The sequence below is a fragment of the Streptomyces sp. MS191 genome (assembly GCF_008042125.1).
In the GTDB taxonomy this organism is placed as follows: Bacteria; Actinomycetota; Actinomycetes; order Streptomycetales; family Streptomycetaceae; genus Streptomyces.
In genome coordinates, this window is record NZ_RDBI01000039.1 from 1 (window position 1) to 16,306 (window position 16,306).

General features: G+C 72.9%; 17 protein-coding genes. 6 read left to right on the forward strand and 11 right to left on the reverse strand.

Annotation, left to right across the window (positions count from 1 at the left end):
* Window positions 1-163: 163 nt before the first annotated feature.
* The 3 genes from EAO71_RS06545 to EAO71_RS06555 form a co-directional block, all read right to left on the reverse strand.
* On the reverse strand, window positions 164-955 hold the full coding sequence (locus EAO71_RS06545; RefSeq protein ID WP_147976840.1) for an ABC transporter permease: 792 nt from the start codon (window positions 953-955) through the stop codon (window positions 164-166).
* Window positions 952-1,968: an ATP-binding cassette domain-containing protein gene (locus EAO71_RS06550; RefSeq protein WP_147976841.1), complete on the reverse strand. Its 1,017-nt coding sequence runs from the start codon at window positions 1,966-1,968 to the stop codon at window positions 952-954. The genes EAO71_RS06545 and EAO71_RS06550 overlap by 4 nt, the downstream gene beginning before the upstream one ends.
* Before the next feature lie 78 nt (window positions 1,969-2,046).
* Window positions 2,047-2,568, reverse strand: a complete 522-nt coding sequence (locus tag EAO71_RS06555) for a hypothetical protein (protein ID WP_147976842.1) — start codon at window positions 2,566-2,568, stop codon at window positions 2,047-2,049.
* A gap of 50 nt (window positions 2,569-2,618) precedes the next feature.
* Between EAO71_RS06555 and EAO71_RS39920 the strand changes: the two genes are divergently transcribed.
* Window positions 2,619-3,224 (forward strand): nucleotidyltransferase family protein, encoded by a 606-nt coding sequence (locus EAO71_RS39920; RefSeq protein WP_410093956.1) that lies wholly within the window; start codon window positions 2,619-2,621, stop codon window positions 3,222-3,224.
* Window positions 3,225-3,238: 14 nt separating this feature from the next.
* Here EAO71_RS39920 and EAO71_RS06565 read toward each other — a convergent pair whose 3' ends face one another.
* The 8 genes from EAO71_RS06565 to EAO71_RS06600 all read right to left on the reverse strand — a co-directional run bounded on the left by EAO71_RS06565 (window position 3,239) and on the right by EAO71_RS06600 (window position 11,825).
* The gene (locus tag EAO71_RS06565; RefSeq protein WP_147976843.1) at window positions 3,239-3,922 is read right to left on the reverse strand and encodes a response regulator transcription factor; all 684 of its coding nucleotides are present in this window, start codon (window positions 3,920-3,922) and stop codon (window positions 3,239-3,241) included.
* On the reverse strand, window positions 3,919-5,064 hold the full coding sequence (locus EAO71_RS06570) for a sensor histidine kinase (RefSeq protein ID WP_147976844.1): 1,146 nt from the start codon (window positions 5,062-5,064) through the stop codon (window positions 3,919-3,921). The genes EAO71_RS06565 and EAO71_RS06570 overlap by 4 nt, the downstream gene beginning before the upstream one ends.
* 51 nt (window positions 5,065-5,115) lie before the next feature.
* Window positions 5,116-5,835: a 4'-phosphopantetheinyl transferase family protein gene (locus EAO71_RS06575; protein WP_147976845.1), complete on the reverse strand. Its 720-nt coding sequence runs from the start codon at window positions 5,833-5,835 to the stop codon at window positions 5,116-5,118.
* Between the two features lie 79 nt (window positions 5,836-5,914).
* Entirely contained in the window at window positions 5,915-7,498 is a 1,584-nt protein-coding gene (locus EAO71_RS06580) for an MFS transporter (RefSeq protein ID WP_147976846.1), read from the reverse strand.
* A gap of 14 nt (window positions 7,499-7,512) precedes the next feature.
* Window positions 7,513-9,153 (reverse strand): FAD-dependent monooxygenase, encoded by a 1,641-nt coding sequence (locus EAO71_RS06585; RefSeq protein ID WP_147976847.1) that lies wholly within the window; start codon window positions 9,151-9,153, stop codon window positions 7,513-7,515.
* Window positions 9,150-10,328 carry a beta-ketoacyl synthase N-terminal-like domain-containing protein gene (locus EAO71_RS06590; protein ID WP_147976848.1) on the reverse strand — a complete coding sequence of 393 codons (1,179 nt, stop codon included), beginning with the start codon at window positions 10,326-10,328 and terminating at the stop codon, window positions 9,150-9,152. The genes EAO71_RS06585 and EAO71_RS06590 overlap by 4 nt, the downstream gene beginning before the upstream one ends.
* Complete coding sequence (locus EAO71_RS06595; RefSeq protein ID WP_147976849.1) at window positions 10,325-11,548, reverse strand: beta-ketoacyl-[acyl-carrier-protein] synthase family protein; 1,224 nt, start codon at window positions 11,546-11,548, stop codon at window positions 10,325-10,327. Before EAO71_RS06595 ends, EAO71_RS06590 begins: the two co-directional genes overlap by 4 nt.
* A complete protein-coding gene (locus EAO71_RS06600; protein WP_147976850.1) occupies window positions 11,541-11,825 on the reverse strand; it encodes an acyl carrier protein in 285 nt (94 codons plus the stop codon). The genes EAO71_RS06595 and EAO71_RS06600 overlap by 8 nt, the downstream gene beginning before the upstream one ends.
* A 293-nt stretch (window positions 11,826-12,118) precedes the next feature.
* Between EAO71_RS06600 and EAO71_RS06605 the strand changes: the two genes are divergently transcribed.
* The 5 genes from EAO71_RS06605 to EAO71_RS06625 all read left to right on the forward strand — a co-directional run bounded on the left by EAO71_RS06605 (window position 12,119) and on the right by EAO71_RS06625 (window position 16,063).
* Entirely contained in the window at window positions 12,119-13,105 is a 987-nt protein-coding gene (locus EAO71_RS06605; RefSeq protein ID WP_261992036.1) for a hypothetical protein, read from the forward strand.
* A gap of 96 nt (window positions 13,106-13,201) precedes the next feature.
* Entirely contained in the window at window positions 13,202-14,218 is a 1,017-nt protein-coding gene (locus EAO71_RS06610) for a ScbA/BarX family gamma-butyrolactone biosynthesis protein (protein WP_147976851.1), read from the forward strand.
* Complete coding sequence (locus EAO71_RS06615) at window positions 14,215-14,898, forward strand: HAD-IA family hydrolase (RefSeq protein ID WP_147976852.1); 684 nt, start codon at window positions 14,215-14,217, stop codon at window positions 14,896-14,898. The genes EAO71_RS06610 and EAO71_RS06615 overlap by 4 nt, the downstream gene beginning before the upstream one ends.
* Window positions 14,895-15,599, forward strand: a complete 705-nt coding sequence (gene fabG, locus EAO71_RS06620) for a 3-oxoacyl-ACP reductase FabG (RefSeq protein ID WP_147976853.1) — start codon at window positions 14,895-14,897, stop codon at window positions 15,597-15,599. The genes EAO71_RS06615 and fabG overlap by 4 nt, the downstream gene beginning before the upstream one ends.
* Before the next feature lie 35 nt (window positions 15,600-15,634).
* Window positions 15,635-16,063 (forward strand): hypothetical protein, encoded by a 429-nt coding sequence (locus tag EAO71_RS06625; RefSeq protein ID WP_147976854.1) that lies wholly within the window; start codon window positions 15,635-15,637, stop codon window positions 16,061-16,063.
* Window positions 16,064-16,306 lie beyond the last annotated feature (243 nt).

Genomic DNA, 16,306 nt, shown 5'->3' on the forward strand with positions numbered 1-16,306 from the left:
CGGGCCGCGGGTCTGGTCGTCGAGGCGGGCGGCGGTCGTGGGGCGGGGCGGAGCTCGGCTCCGGAGGCGGTGAGCACGGGATGCCGGCGGCCAAGGCGCCTCCCCACGGGTGGGACTGACGGTGTTTCACGGCCCCAGGGCCGTGCGGCTCACGGCTCACGGCTCACGGCTTGACGGGGCGGCCGAAGGCGGAACGCGCCCACAGGTAGCCGACGAGGCCGAGGCCGGTGCACCAGGCGAGCGAGACGTAGCCGCTCGCGCCGATCCCGGTACCGGTCAGCAGGCCGCGCAGGGTCTCGATGACGGGTGTGAACGGCTGGTGGTCGGCGAAGAGGCGCAGCCCCGTCGGCATCGAGTCGGTCGGCACGATGGCGCTGCCGAGGAAGGGGAGGAAGGTCACCGGAAGGGGCAGGTTGCTCGCGGACTCCGGGGTCCTGGCCACCAGGCCGACACCGGCCGACAACCAGGTCAGCGCGAGCGTCAGCAGGGCCAGCAGGCCGGCCGCGGCGATCCATTCGACGAGAGAGGCGTCGGGGCGGAATCCGATGGCGAGCGCGACGGCGGTCACCAGGACGACACCCAGCATCGTCTGGACGAGGCTGCCGACGACGTGTCCGGTCAGGAACGCGGCGCGCGAGATCGACATGGTGCGGAAGCGGTTGACGATGCCCTCGGTCTTGTCGACGCAGACGCCGACGGCCGTCATCACGGCCCCGCCGGTCGCGGCCATCAGGATGATGCCGGGCGCGACGTAGTCGATGTACGCGCCGCCACCGGTGGGAGCACCGGAGATGCCGGCGCCGATGGCGCCGCCGAAGGCGTAGTTGAAGAGCAGCAGCATCATCACCGGCATGAGGACGACGGAGAAGGTCATCGCGGGATAGCGGAGCGCGTGCCTGAGGTTGCGCCGCAGCATCGTCAGGGAGTCGGCGACGGCGTACGTGAGGGAGCTCATCGGGTCATCTCCGTGGTCGTGCCGGGCGTGCCGTGGCCGGTGAGGGTCAGGAAGACGTCGTCGAGGTCGGGTGTGTGCACCGTCAGCGACTCGGCCCGCAGCTCCGCGCCGTCCAGGACGGCGAGTACGGCCCGCAGGGAGGGGATGCCGCCGTCGCCGGGCACGCGGAGCGTGAGCTCCTCGGGGTCGCGGGCGGCGCCGGCGAAGTGGCGGGCCGCACTGTCGAGCGCGGCGAGGTCCGGGAAGCGCAGGCGGATGTGGCCGCCGGGGATGAGCCGCTTGAGCTCGTCCGCGGTTCCCTCTGCGACCAGCCGGCCCTGGTCGAGGACGGCGATGCGGTCGGCGAGCCGGTCCGCTTCCTCCAGGTACTGCGTGGTGAGGAAGACGGTGATGCCGTCGTCGGTGACGAGCCCGCGGATGATCTCCCACATGGTGCGGCGGCTGCGGGGGTCCAGGCCCGTGGTCGGCTCGTCGAGGAAGAGGATCCGCGGGTCGCCGACGAGGGTCATCGCCAGGTCGAGCTTGCGGCGCATGCCGCCGGAGAGGGCGGAGGCCGGCATGCGGGCCGCCTCGGAGAGTTCGAACCGCCGCAGGAGACCGGCCGCGCGGCGGCGGCCCTCGGGTCGCGGCAGGTGGTGGAGGTCGGCCATGAGGAGCAGGTTCTCCTCGGCGGTGAGGAGGTGGTCGACGGCGGCGAACTGGCCGGTGACGCCGATCGCGCCGCGTACGCCCTCGGGCCGCTCGGCGAGGTCGTGACCGGCGACCCGCGCCTCCCCGGCGTCGGCTGCCACGAGCGTCGTCAGGATCTCGACGGTGGTGGTCTTGCCGGCCCCGTTCGGACCCAGCAGGGCGAAGACGGTGCCCTCGGGAATGTCCAGGTCGATGCCGTCCAGGACCACCTTGTCGCCGTACGACTTGCGCAGGCCGAGGGAGGAGACGGCGGGCGGGGCCGCGGCGGCGGCCCGGGTGGTGGGCCGCTCCGCCAGGTGTTCCGGGGATTCGTACGCAGGCATGGGTGTCCCGTCTTCGTGGCTGGAGTGTGTGTCCGCAGCGGGGGCGGTGGCAGGTGAGTGGGGCGGCGTGCGGGCGAACTAGACGGTCCGGGCCCGAGGGGCAGGTGGGGCGGCAAGGGCCGGTGCGGCGTCCGGTCCCAGGGCGAGGGCCACGGCCCGTACGAGCCAGGCGTTGGCGGACAGGCCCTCCCGGCCGGCCGTCCGCTCGACCTGGGCCTTCAGGGGTGCCGGGAGCCGGAAGTTGATCCGTGCCGTTCCGCCCTCCTCGCCGTCCGGTGAGCATGGCGCCACCGGTGCCATCGATGGCGCCATGACGGCTGCCGCTTCGGCGGAGGTCGGGGAGGAGAGTGCGGTGCCCGGCTGTGCCGTCACCGTGAACTCGGGGTCGAGCCCTCGCAGCCGCACGCTCACCGCGGTCGGGGCCAGTGCCTGGGAGAGTTCGTCCGCGGCTGCGGAGAAGGCGTTCAGGAGGATCAGCCGGGCGGCCGATTCCAGGGGTGCGGTGAGTCGTTCGGTGACGGCGCGTGCCTCGTCCCCGGCGATGTTCGCGGCGACCGCGAGCTCATGCCGGAGGCGGTCGACGTAGGGCGTCAGGTCCATGTGCGCCATAGTGGCACCGCGATGGCGCCATGGCAAGTGTGTATGGCGCCATGTGGCACCTGGTGGCGTCATCGTGGTGTCGTGAGGGCGTGTCCGCTTCCGGGAGGGGTGCGCGTGTTCAGGGCCGTCGGGGAGGCGCCCACGGGGCTGCCGGCGGAGGTCGCGGTCCGCAACGAGGTTCGCGTCCATCTCGGTACGCGCAGAAGTCCGGCGTCGCCTGCGCTCCCCACGCCTCCACGGAGGCGGCCATCGACGGCTTCGCGGTGACCACCTGCTGCCCGGGCGTGCGCCTGGAGTCGGGCGGCCGGTGGCGCGTCTGCGCGCCGCACGGCCTTTCCGGCGTGTTCCACCTCGCCGTGTGCCCCGACCCGGTGCTCGCCCCGCGCGAGGTGTACGAGGCCGGGGCGGCGCGCCGTCGACAGCAGTGGCCGGAGTCGACCGTCCTCCCCTGGCCGTCCGTCGGGGTCCGTCGTCCCGGCCGCCCCGTCATGCCGGGGCGGGCGCCGGGCCGGCGTGCGGCGCGGCCGGATGCCGGCCTCGGTCCGCTCACGCCGCGACGTATATGTGTGATCTTCGCGACGCCGGGACGGCGGCATCGCAAGACGCGTATTCCGCTGAAAAGACGCGGGAAGATCTGTCAGATGTCCATTCTCTGAAATTCGCTTGCGCCTCAGAGCGGAGAGGGGCGCGTCCGCGACGAGGACGGAGTCGTCGCCGGTGCGGGAATCAGGCCGGCCGCCACCGCCTTGTTCGTCGCGTCCACCCGGGAAGTCGCCCCGAGTTTCGCAAAGATATTGCGCAAATGGCGCTTCACCGTGCCTTCTGTAAGGCCCAGTCGGGTTGCCGTGCGGCGATTACTGAGGCCCGCCGCCACCAGGGCGATCACCTCCAGTTCGCGCGGGCTGAGCACCTCGCGGTCGGGCTCCGGCTCCGGCTCCGGGGCCGGGCGGGCGCGCGGAGGCAGGGACACCGTCAGGCCGTCCTGCGTGCACGCGTCCCGCAGCGCGGCCGTCAGCGAGCGGTGGGTGGCCGTCTTGTGCAGGTAGCCGCGGATGCCCAACGGCAGCAGCACCTGGAGGAGCCTGGGGTCGTCGTGCATCGAGAGCACCATGATCTTGGTGTTCGGCGAGGCCGCCTGGAGGGCGCGGACCGTGCGCGCCGGGTCCTCGTTGCCCGGCATCTCGATGTCCATCAGGACGACGTCGGGGCGGTGCCCGCCGACCGCGGCCACCATGCCGGGCGCGTCCCCGACGGCCGCGACGACGTCGAAGTCGCCCATGCCGCGGATGAGTTCGGCCAACGCGTCCCTCAGCAGAGTGTGGTCGTCGGCGATGATGACGCGGTACTGACTCATGAAGTGACCCGCTCCCGCACGGGCTTCGCATCCTGGGGGATCGGCAGCGACATCCGCATGCCGGTGCCCACCCCGGGCGTACTGGTGAGGAAGAACACGCCGTCCAGCGCGTGGGTCCGCTCCCGCATGGACAACAGGCCGCTGCCGCGCCCGCCGGGGGTACACGCGGGGTCGAAGCCGTCCCCGTCGTCGTGGGCGAAGCAGTCCACCCGGTGCGGGGCGACGTCCACTTCGAGGGCGACCGTCCGGGGCCTGGCGTGCGTCAGCGAGTTGCGCAGGAACTCGCGCAGGACCAGGAACAGCTCCTCCGCGTGCGCCTCGGGCAGCCAGCTCTCGTCGCCGTTCACCTCGATGTGCAGTTCCACGCCGGTCGACTGGTGCTGCTCGGCGTACTCCCGCAGGGCCTCGGCGAGGCGGCGGGAGCCGTTGTCGACCCGCAGGTCGGAGATCAGGCCCCGGGTATAGTCGCCGGCCTCGTCCAGTGCCTGCCTGATCCGGCGCAGGAAGCGGCCGCTCTGCTCGGCCGGCTGGTTCTGCTCCACGGCGAGTTCGTGCAGGTCAAGATAGCGGTGGGCCATCGCCAGACTGTTGCCGAGGTGGTCGTGGAGGTCGCGGCCGAGCCGCTTGCGGTGGTCGCTCGCGCTCTCCTCCACCCGGTTGAGGAGGTACGCGTCGTAGCCCGCGGCCGAGACCTGCAGGCAGGTCGCGAGGCTGTGGTTGAGAGCCGACACGGCGCGGCCGAGACACTCGGACGACTGCTCCATCGGCAGGTCCGCGGCGGCACCGATCAGGTACTGCAGGGTGATCTGGAACAGCAGGCCGGACGAGCGCAGCGTGTCCGCGGGGTGCACCGTCTGCAGGATGCCGCGGGTGCTCAGACCCACCGACAGGCTCAGCGCCATGTTGGCTCGAACCGTCGCCTCGTCGGTGTCGTGCCGCAGGGACTCGCAGCACTCCTCGAGCACGAGCCGCGCGTGTTCCCGCGCCTCGCTCCAGAGCTCGTCGGTGGAGACGAGAGGGCTGGACACGCTGATGAGGGATTCGCGGAAGCGGTCGATGATTTCTTCTCTGCCGGCGGCCAGTCTGATCTCGAGCTGGCGTGCCGCCGAACCGATGATCTCGTCCTGCTGTGTCTGTGCCATGGCTGGAACCCTTCCCCCTTGTGTTGCCGAGAGGGAGTCTACGCGAACCAATCAGGCTGAAGATCGGTCAGAATTCAATATGTAACGAGGCATTATCGTCCGGTGGCCTGCGGAATCGGCAAAATTTGTCAGGTCGGCGGTGGATACCGCGTGGTGGCGCAGACGGATCCGTGCCCGGAATCGACCGGCGCGGTCCGTGGCCACCGCGGCGGCGTAGTCCCCGAAAGGGTGAGGAAGCGTCACCGACTGGGCGGGCCAGGGGGAGAGGTCCCGGCCCGCGGCGGCGGAGAGCCCCAGGCCCGAAGCCTTCACCGAGGCCTCCAGCCGGGTCCAGGCACGAAAACCCGAGGATGTCTCGCGCTGCGGACCGCCGAGCACCCGGGCCCAGTCGATGCCGGCCCGGATCCGTTCGACGTCGACCCCGACCGTGGCGCCCGGAGCGCGCACCGCGAGGAGGGCGAGTCCGTCGGAACGGGACAGACTGACCGCCGGCCCGGGGCACCAGCCCAGGATGTAACCGGGCTTGCCGTGCTGGGCGTGGCGGACGTGGGTGAGATCGGCCGGCCGGCAGCCCAGGTAGCCGGAGACGATGTCGCGCGAGGCGAGATGAGCCGTCAGATACCGGTGGCGGGCCTTCGGGTTGCGCTCGCCCAGCCGCTGCAGCCGTTGCCGCTCGTACGGGCTGAGCTCTCCCGCACGGTCCTCGTGGGTGCCGGGGGCGGTGTCGTCGAGCGGGATGACCCACAGGTCGACGGTGTCGGGGTCGATCATGCCTGGCTTTCCTTTCGACGCCGGCCGGGTCCCCGCCGCACGTATACGGCGGGGACCCGGCTGGGAGGGGGCGACGGGATCAGTCGTCGACGAGGGAGGGCTCGCGCGACTCCACGGGGGTGGAGCCGGCCGGAGCGGACTCCTTGGGCTCGGTGAGCATGAGGTGGACCACGACGGCGGTCAGCGCGCACAGGACCGCGGAGGCCCACAGGATGACCCGCAGCGCGTCCGTGTGGCCCTGCGACAGGAAGTCCAGGAACGAGTCCCGCAGCCGCGCCGGCGCGTCCGCGACCACACCGGCCGCGTCACCACTGGCCACCTGGTCGGCCGCGGTACCGGCCGAGGCACCGGAACCGAGGTACGTGGACAGCCCGTCGGAGATCCGGGAGCGGACCATGGAGGCCAGCGCCGCGACCATGATCACGGCCGCGATGGCCTCGCTGGCGAGGCGGATGGTGTTGAACATGCCGGCCGCCATGCCCGCGCGCTCCGGCGGCACCGTGCTGACCGCCGCGCCGTCCAGGACACCCATGATCAGGCCCACGCCGACGCCCGCGACCAGCAGCGGACCGGCGAGACCGGCGACGCTGATGCCGGGGTGAGCAACCGTCAGCCACGCGCAGCCCACGGCGATCAGGAGCAGGCCCAGTCCCAGCACGACCCGCACCTGGACTCCGGCCGCGACCATCTTGCCGCCGATGAGCGGGCAGAACAGCACGGGCCCGGTCAGCAGCAGCATGATCAGACCGGCGCCCTCGCTGCTCGCCCCGTTCGCGCCGATCAGGTAGGCGGGGAGCACGAGCAGCAGGCCGATGAAGCCGAACGAGAAGGCGACGTTGAGCAGGTTCACCGCGAGGAAGCGGCGCTCCTTGAACAGGGAGAGGTCGAACATCGGGGCCGGGTGGCGCCGTTCCACCACGGCGAAGACCGCGACCAGCACGAGCGAACCGGCGAACAGGCCGAGCACGGTGCCGCTCAGCCAGCCGTTCTGCGGGCCCTGGATGATGCCCAGGGTGAACAGGACCAGCGCCAGGCTGAAGGTGATCGTGCCGGGCCAGTCGATCCGTCCCGCGTCGGGGTTGCGGGACTCCGGCAGGAAGGGGAGGCCCAGCATCGACAGGACCACGAGCGCGAGGTGCGCGTAGAACACCGACTCCCAGCCGAGCGCGCCGACCAGCAGGCCGCTGGTCGTCGGGCCGAGTGCCAGACCGGCACCGAGCGTCATGCCCGCCACGGCGAACGCCTTGGCACGGGCGGCGCCGTCGAAGGTGGTGGCCACGATCGCGGTGGCCGACGTCATCAGCGCGGCGGCGCCGACACCGGCCACACCACGGGCGATGTCGACGACGAGGACGCTGGGCGCGAGGACGGTCGCGACGAGCGACACCGCGTAGAGCCCGGTGCCGAACGCGAACATGCGCTTGCGGCCGAGCAGGTCGGCGAGCGAACCCGCGACCATCATCAGGCTGGCCGCCATGACGTTGTAGGCGTTGACCACCCACTGCAGGGAGGCCAGGCTGCCGCCGAGTTCGCGCCCGATGTCGGGGAGGGCGACGGGGGTGCCGCTCACGCCGAGCGGCACGATCAGTACGCCGAGACACACCACGAGCAGGGTGAGTCCCGTACGGTTCCCGGCAGCGGGCCGGGCGTCGGGGGTGGACATGAGGTCGTGCTCCTTCAGTCGAGCGGATCCTGTACGGGGTGCGGGTGGGGACGGGTCACGAGGTCGCGGACCAGGCGCAGGTCGCCCAGGCGGCTGACCGTCGAGACCACCGCGTCGGGCCGGACCAGGCACGCGAGCGGTCCGCGGACGCCCAGCGCGGCATGGAGGGCACCGGCCGGGTCGGCCAGCACCGGCGGACCGCCGGCCGGCCGGTCCCCGGAACGGGGCCGGGGGACGCTGGAGACGACCACGGTCCGGTGACCGGGGCCGGCCAGTGCCGAGGCCGCGGCGACGGCCTCGGCGGTGCGGCCCGGGTGGCGGCCGTCCGCGGCGAGGACCAGCAGCAGGGGCCGGCCGTCCGCCAGCAGGTCGTGCAGCCGGTCGCCGGGCAGCCGGTCCGCCGYCCGGRCGGCGGAGAGGGGGACGTCGGGCAGCCGGGCCCCCTCGCGCAGCCGCCCGAAGGACCGGCGGGGGCCGGCGTGCACCAGCGAGAGCTGGGTCTGGCGCGGGGTCACGAACCGGTCGAGGATCCCGGTGCGTTCACCGGCCCGGAGGGCCGCGTCGCGCACGGTGCGCTTCCAGCCCTTCATCATCCACAGCCGCGTCTGCAGATCGGTGTCGCCGAGGACGCCGCGGGCGACCTGCCGCCGCTCGTCCTCCCAGCGGTCGAGGAAGGACTCGGGCGCGTCACCGCGCACCACCGCGGCGAGCCGCCACGCCAGCGTCGTGCCGTCCTCGATCCCGGTGTTCAGGCCCTGACCGCCCGCCGGACTGTGGATGTGCGCCGCGTCCCCGGCCAGCAGCACCCGGCGGTCGCGGAACCGGTCGGCGACCTTCCGGTGCACCCGGAAGACCCCGGTCCGGTGCTCGCCGGTCAGCTTGATCGGCACCGGGCAGCGCTCCGTCGCCGCGCGCTGCACCTCGGACCGGACGTCCTCGGCGATCTCGGCGTCCGGCGGCAGGCTGGTGAACACCCGGAAGTTCCCGCCCGGCAGACCCACCACGACCAGGACGCCCTTGGCCGTCATGAAGTAGTGGGCCTCGTCCTGCGCCAGCGGGGTGTCGCAGGGCCCGTCCGACAGCAGGAACTGCTGCGGGTACGTCTCGCCCTCGTAGCCCGTGCCGATCGCGTCGCGGACGGTGCTGTGCGCTCCGTCGGCACCGATCAGCCAGGCGGCGCGCACCTCCTCGCCGGCCTCCCCGGCCTTCCCGCCCGAGAGCACGGCGGTGACCCCGTCCGCGTCCTGGCTCAGCGAGCCGAGCCGGACGCCGAACTCGGTCTTGCCGCCGAGCGCCTCGAACCGGTGGCGCAGCGCCTCCTCGGTCTCCTGCTGGGGCAGCGAGACCGCGAACGGGAAGCGGGTGTCGCCGACCCGGTCGAAGGTGAGCCGGGCGACCTTCCTGCCGGCCGAGTGGTAGTTCTGCGCGTGCAGCGGGAGACCCCGGTCCAGGATCTCGTCCGCCGCGCCGAGCCGGTGCAGCGCCTCCAGCGCCCGCGGCCACAGCGTGATCGCCTTGGCGTGCGGGTTGGGCCGCTCCGCCCGGTCGATCAGGCGGACCGGCACGCCCTGCTGGAGCAGTCCCGTCGCGGCGGCGAGGCCGACCGGCCCGGCGCCGACGACGATGACGCCGTCGGCGGCCGTTCCGGCGCTCATCGCCCGGCTCCGTCGCGCACCACGAGGCAGGCGACCTGGCCGTCGTGCCCGAGACCGGTGACCAGCGCGACACGTCGGCCGCCGGCGGCCGGCTCGTCCTGCCAACGCGCCAGCACCGCCGCCAGCTGCAGGGCGCCGTCCGCGCTGTACGCCTCGCCCACGACGTCCTTGACCCGGACCTCGGCGACCTCACGACCGCCCAGGGCACGCGCCACGGCACGCCGCTCCACACCCTCCAGTGAGACGAGGCCGGTACCGCCGGGAGCCACCAGCGTGACCTCGGAGGCCTCGACGCCGCTGCGCTCCAGCGCGCGGGTGACGCACTGCGCGAGCGCGCCGCCGAGTCCCGGACGGACACCCTCCGGGACGAACGCCGTCTCGCAGGCCAGGATCTCGGCCAGTACCGGCGTGCCCGCGGCGTGCGCGGCCTCGGCGTCCTGGACGTCGAACAGGGCGCAGCCCTCGCCGACCGGGGTGCCCTCGGTGAGGGCACCCGTCGCCGCCCAGCCCCACGCGGTCTGCGGGCACAGCTCCTCGACCCCGCCGACCAGCAGCCGCGCGGCGTGACCCTGCGAGAAGGCGTTGCGCGCGTACCGGAACGCGGCCAGCGCGGCCGTGGTCCCGCCGGACAGCGTCGCGTTGATGCCCCGCAGACCGTGCCAGATGGCGACCTGGCCGGTGACCGAGTTCATCACCGTGTTGGGGAACGCGGCGGCGTTCACCAGGTACGGGCGATCCTGGACGTGGGTGTCCCGGGCGAACTCGCTGCTGCTGCGGACGCTGCCCGAGGTGGTGCCCAGCACCACCCCGGTCGCCGCCCACGCGGGATCGCCCTCCGCGACGGCCGCGCCCGAGCGCAGCACCGCGGCGGCGGCCAGTCCCAGCGCGGTCGTACGGTCCAGATGGCGGGTGCCCTTGCGGCCCACGTGGTCCGCGATGCGGAACTCGGGGACCACGCGCACGGCGTCGGGCAGACCGTCGGCGGCCGCCTCGCCGAGCGGGAGCTCGGCTCCGTCGGCGCACGGCCGGCGTTCGCCGCGCAGCGCCTCGGCGAGCGCGTCGAGCCCGACACCGGCCGGCGAGACGACACCGTGCGCGGTGACGGCCAGCGGCCGGACACGGGGGAGCGGCGCGGCCGCCGCGACGTCCGTCGTGGACGCGAGAGTGGTCGTCATGACACCTTCCCGAGGATGGTGATGGCGTTGTTGCCGCCGAACGCGAAGCCGTGGTTCTGCGCGATGCGGACCTCGGCGGGACGGGCCTTGTTCGGGACGGGGTCGAGTCCCGGGCCGAGCGCCGCGTCCGTCTCGCGCAGGTTCGCCGTGGGCGGCAGGAACCCCTGCTGGATCGCCTTGCAGCAGATCAGCGCCCCGAAGCCGCTGGCCGCGCCCATGGTGTGACCGAGCATCGACTTCACGGAGCTGACCGGCGGGAGCCGGTCGCCGAAGACCTCGCGGATCGCGGTGACCTCGGTGATGTCGTTGGTGGGCGTGCCGGTGCCGTGGGCACTGATGTAGTCCACCTGCTCCGGGGTGACGCCCGCGTTGCGGTGCGCCCTGCGCACGCACTCGGCGATGCTTCCGGAGTCCGGGTGCACCATGTGCTTCGCGTCGCAGCTGAGCCCGTACCCGAGCACCTCCGCGTAGATCGTGGCGCCGCGGGCCACGGCCCGCTCCAGCGGTTCCAGCAGCAGGGCCACACCGCCCTCGGCGGTCAGGATGCCGGTGCGGTCCTTGTCGAAGGGGCGGCACACCTCCTCGGCGAGCGCCCCCAGACGCAGGAAGCCCGCGTGGGTGTAGCGGTTCACCGAGTCGGCGCCGCCGGCCAGCATGTAGTCGGCCTCGCCGGTGCGCACCAGGTCGGCCGCGTAGCCGATGGCGTAGTTGCTGGCCGAGCAGGCCGTGGGAAGCGTCTGGGCCTCGCCGGTGAGACCCAGCTCGGTGTTGACGGCGGCCGCGATCCGACCGGCCGGCACCTGGCGGACCAGGTCGGGCGACAGGCTCTTGAGCCCACCGCCCACCCACTCCTGCGTGAGCCGGTCCACGACCGGGGCCTCACCACTGGTGGTGCCCATGGCGGAGCCGGCGCGGGCCCGGGCCAGCTGCGCCCGGTCCAGGCCGGCGTCCTCGACGGCCTGGGCCGCGGCGGCCGCCGCGAGCTGCGCGGAACGGCCCCAGCGGGCCGGATCGAGCGTCCGCAGCGCGGCACGCGGATCGAAGTCGTGCACCTCGCCGGCCATCACGCTGGGAAAGCCGGCCGTGTCGAACGACCGGATCGGGGAGATGCCGCTGCGGCCCTCCCGGACCGACGCGGTGAGGGCCTCGGCACTCATGCCGAGACTGCTCACCGCGCCGAGCCCGGTCACCACGACGCGGCGTGCGGTGGGTTCAGGCACGCTCGGTCCCCGCGGCCAGGGCGACGACGTGGCCGGCCAGGGTGCCCAGGTCGGTGAGCTTCTCGGCCTCCTCGACCGGGACGGAGATGCCGAGCTCCTTGTCTATGCGGGCGAGTATCTGGATCAGCGCGAGCGAGTCCGCGTCGAAGTCCTCGACGAACTGGGCCGCCGGATCGAGGGCCGTGGGCTCCTCCTCGAGCTCCAGTTCCTCGGCGACGATCACCTGGATACGCGCCAGGATCTCGTCGGACGTGAGAGCGACAGCGTTGTTCGACATGGTGGTTTCCCCTCCTGGGCCGACGACCACCGCCGGCCAGTGATGAGGAATCTGGCAGGTCACAGCCGCCGTCAGAAGGCTTTTGCTCCCAAGGCGCCGGTCGGTGCTCCGCAAGTGGCAGGGCCGCTGTGTCGATGGGGGAACGCCTGGTGGGACGGGGTGACTACCTCTCGATGTCACTTTGGAGGCAGTGCCGTGCCCCTTGGTGGTACGGCCGTTGAGGAGGGCCCGCGGAGCCGCCCATGCTGATTCCCGCAAACGCCCCGAGAGGCGTGGCCGAGAAAGGGAATCCCATGCCCTCAGCAACCAGCCCCCGTACCGGAGCGGACCCGGGGACGTCCCGGGCCGAACCCACCACGGCACGCCCGGTCGTGCACCGGCCCCTGGCCGTCTTCTCCCTGTCGATGGGAGTCCTCACCCTGGCCACCCTGATCGGCGTGGCCGCCGACGACCGGGTCCTCAACGGCGCGCCGATCTGGCTGAAGCCACTGCACTTCGCCTTCTCGCTCGCCGTCTACGGAGCGACGCTCGCCTGGCTGCTCCCGCGCATCGAGCGCTTCCCGCGGGCCGCCTGGTGGGCCGGAACGCTGATCGCCGTGAGTTCCTTCGCGGAGGCGTTCATCATCTCCGTGCAGGCGGGGCGCGGCACCTACAGCCACTTCAACATGACCACACCGGTGAACACCGCGTTCATGCACAGCATGACCGTCGCCGTGATCGTGCTGTGGACCTCCAACTTCGTCGCCGCGATCCTGGTGCTGCGGGACCGCTCGCTCGCCCCCGCCCTGCGCTGGGCGGTGCGCCTGGGCCTCGCGCTCGCCGTCGTCGGCATGGCGCTCGGCATGCTGATGAACACGCCCACCGCCGAACAGCAGCAGGCCCTCGACGCCGGACTGCCCACCCTGGTCGGCGCGCACAACGTCGGTGTGGCCGACGGCGGCGCCGGCATGCCGCTGACCAACTGGAGCACGCAGGGCGGCGACCTGCGCATCCCGCACTTCGTCGGCATCCACGCACTGCAGGTGCTGCCCTTGGCGGCCCTCGGGCTCGGCGCGTTCGCCCGCCGGCGCCCCGGCTCACCGCTCGCCGACGAGTCCGCGCGCGCCCGGCTCGTGATCGTCCTGGGCGCCGTCTGGACCGGACTGCTCGCGATCGTCACCTGGCAGGCGCTCCGCGGCCAGGCCCTGGTCCACCCGGACACCGCCACCCTCGCCGCCACGGGCCTGGTGGTCCTGGCCGGCGCCGCCGCCTCCGCCGCGGTCCTGCGCGTACGCCGCTGAGGACCGCGCGCCTCCGCCGGCCCCGCGCCCGCGCCGCCGAAGCCCGTCATCCGGCCGGGCGCCCGACCCCACGAAGCACGGAGAGAGAACCCCTACATGTCCGAGACCCTCGCCGCCACGACCGCCGAGCCCGCCTTCCACATACGTTTCGCGCACACCGTCGACCGGCACCTGGTGCACCGCGCCGCCGTGGCCGAGGTGTTCGTCACCGACGCCCGGCAGATCGGCGACTCCGTGTATCTCGCCGGTGCCCAGACCCCGCTGTCGCACGGCTACTACAACGACCACCTCCAGCAGCCGGCCCTCACCGACGTGCTCCTGGTCCTGGAGGCGTGCCGGCAGGCGGCGGTGTGCGCGGCCCACACCTTCCTCGACATCCCGATGGACACCTCCTTCCTCGTCAACGAGGTGTCCGTGCAGCTCGACCACCCCGAGGCGCTGCGCACCGGAAGCGACCCCGGCGAGCTCCAGCTCCTCACCGAGTACCCCACCGTGCGGATGAAGGCCGACCGCGCCCGCAAGGTCGGCGTCGCCCAGGAACTGACCTTCAACGGACGGCCCGTGGGCCTCGCGTCCATGCAGGTCAGCGCGCTGACCAAGACCGAGTACGCGGCCCTGCGGACGTACCAGCGCGGCGGCGTGGCACCCTCCACCCGTGAGGTGCCGCGTCCCGACCGCTCCGCCGTCCTCGCCCCCGAGCAGGTCGGCCGCTCCTCGCGCGGCAACGTCGTCCTCGCCTCGCCCGCCTTCGAGGACGGACGCCTGACGGCGCAGCTCGTCCCCGACTTCGACAATCGCAGCCTCTTCGACCACGAGTACGACCACTTCCCGGCCATGACGCTGCTCGAAGGGGCCCGTCAGCTCGGTCTGCTGGCCGCCTACTGGGGCGGCAGGCCGCTGAACCGGACCCATGTGTCGGGTGTCGACGCGGCCTTCCTCCGGTTCGCCGAACTCGACGCTCCCGTCGTGCTCAGCGCCGAGATGCCGCAGGGCGGGAAGGACACCCTGGACATCGTCTTCGAGCAGTCGGGCCGCACCGTCGCCACCACGTCGATCCGGCTCCACGAGGAGCCCGCCGGCTCGGTCGCGGGGCCGGCGGAGAGCGCCGCGTGACCGGCCGCGTCCAGGCGGTCTGGACCGACTTCCGCGGCGTCCTCACCCCGCCCCTGCCCTGGGCGGTGGAGTCCTTCTGCAAGCCGCTCGGCCTCGAACCGCGCCTGCTCCACGCGGCGATGCGCACCGTCGGCAGGGCGTACGGCGCCGGCTCCATGGAGGTGCTCGACACCCCGCTGGCCACCGAGGAGGAGTGGGGGCGGCAGGTCGAGGCCGCGCTGCTCGACGAGTTCGGCGTCAGCGCCGACATGTCGGGCTTCGGGGAACGCTGGTTCGCCGACCGCCGCGTCAACCAGCCCTGGATCGACGAGCTGCGGCGGCTGCGGGCCGCCGGGATCTTCGTGGGACTGCTGTCGAACATGCCGCCCGGCTGGGACCGGTACTGGCGCCTGATGGTGCCGCCGGAGGACTTCGACGACCTCGTGATGTCGTTCGAGACCGGATGCCGCAAGCCGGACCGGGAGGTCTTCGACCTGGCCGTCCGCCGTTCGGGGATCCCCGCGGAGCGGAGCCTGCTCGCCGACGACCTCGCCGAGAACTGCGAGGGAGCGGTCCGCGCCGGCTGGCACGGACTGCACTTCACCGACACCGACGACGCCGTGCGCGCGGTCCGGGAGGCCTGCGGGCTCCCGCAGGCCGGCCCGGTGCTCGCCACGCACACCGAAAGGATTCCGACATGAGCCGCACCGTTCTGATCAGCGGAGGCAACCGGGGCATCGGCCTCGCCGTGGCACGCGCCTTCACCGAGGCCGGTGACAAGGTGGCGGTGACCTACCGCACCGGCGAGCCGCCCGAGGGCCTGTTCGGCGTCGCCTGCGACGTCACCGACGAGGAGTCCGTCAAGCGGGCCGTGGCCGAGGTCGAGGCGCAGTACGGCCCCGTCCAGGTCCTCGTCGCCAACGCGGGCATCACCCGGGACGGCCTCCTGCCGATGATGAGCGAGGCCGACTTCCGCGACGTGATCGACACCAACGTCCTCGGGGCCTTCCGGCTGGCCAAGCACGCCACCGGCGGGATGCTCCGCAAGCGGTGGGGCCGGCTGGTCTTCATGTCCTCGGTGATGGGCACCCTCGGCTCGCCCGGTCAGACCAACTACGCCGCCTCCAAGAGCGGTCTCGTGGGCCTCGCCCGCTCGCTGGCCTGGGAGCTCGGAAGCCGCAACATCACCGCGAACGTGGTGACCCCGGGGCTCATCGAGACCGACATGATCCAGCACGTCACGGACCGGCGGCGGGCCGAACTCATCGCCAACACCCCGCTCAGGCGCACCGGAACGGCCGAGGAGGTCGCCGCGGTGGTGCGATTCCTGGCCAGTGAGGAGGCGGCCTTCGTGACCGGCGCCGTCGTCCCGGTCAGCGGTGGCATCGGCATGGGGCACTGACCCCGACCCCCTGATCGAGGATGGGAGACATCGGCGTGCACCGTACTGGTGGGGAGGGACGCCCCGCCGTCACCGTCGACTGCACACCCCGCTCCGGGCCTTCCCGGGAGGACCTGGAGGTCCTCGACCGGTGGATGCCCCTGGTCGAGGAGCCGGGACCCGCGGACTGCGACGGCGCGGGCTGTCGCGCCTCCGAACGGCTGGCCGGCCAGCTCGCGGTCGCCGCCCAGGGCAAGGGCAGGCGTCTCCGGCACGTCGCGCGGACGCTCCACGAGTCATGGCTGCGGCCCCACGGCGTCCGGCTCAGGGAGGAGGCCGGGCGGCTGACCTTCAGCCATCCGGTCCTCGGCCGGACCGAGCTCGTGCTGTGCCCGATGCACACCCTCCACACCGACGTCTGGGACACCTGCGTCCGCCTGCGGGAACTCACCGCCCGGAACGGCCCCGCCGGGCCCGGGCACTGAGCCGCCAAGGGCAGGCGTCTCCGGCACGTCGCGCGGACGCTCCACGAGTCATGGCTGCGGCCCCACGGCGTCCGGCTCAGGGAGGAGGCCGGGCGGCTGACCTTCAGCCATCCGGTCCTCGGCCGGACCGAGCTCGTGCTGTGCCCGATGCACACCCTCCACACCGACGTCTGGGACACCTGCGTCCGCCTGCGGGAACTCACCGCCCGGAACGGCCCCGCCGGGCCCGGGCACTGAGCCGCC